Source organism: Aquitalea sp. ASV11, from assembly GCF_016429185.1.
In the GTDB taxonomy this organism is placed as follows: Bacteria; Pseudomonadota; Gammaproteobacteria; order Burkholderiales; family Chromobacteriaceae; genus Aquitalea; species Aquitalea pelogenes.
On sequence record NZ_JAELUD010000207.1, the window covers coordinates 1 to 325 of the forward strand.

Sequence of the window (325 nt, forward strand, 5' to 3'; positions counted from 1 at the left end):
CGCGCAGTACTTCGTATTCCAGCTGGGCATACAGATGGGAGTGGTTGAGCAGGCCGGTCAGGCTGTCGTTGATGATGTAGGAGCGCAGCTTGCGGTAACGCCGGGCACGGTTGATCACCGTTACCACTGTCTCTTATACACATCTGACGCTGCCGACGAACAGTAAGATGTGGGGGTGGGGGGGGGGGGGGGGGGGGGGAAGAGGGGGGGGGGGGGGGGGGGGGGGGGGGGGGGGGGGGGGGGGGGGGGGGGGGGGGGGGGGGGGGGGGGGGGGGGGGGGGGGGGGGGGGGGGGGGGGGGGGGGGGGGGGGGGGGGGGGGGGGGG

Annotated in this window: 1 protein-coding gene; it reads right to left on the minus strand. The window is 75.4% G+C overall.

Annotated features, from left to right (window positions below; genetic code table 11):
* Positions 1-120 precede the first annotated feature (120 nt).
* Positions 121-325: hypothetical protein (locus JHD62_RS21745; protein ID WP_199104619.1), on the minus strand; the 205-nt coding region annotated here is incomplete at its 5' end.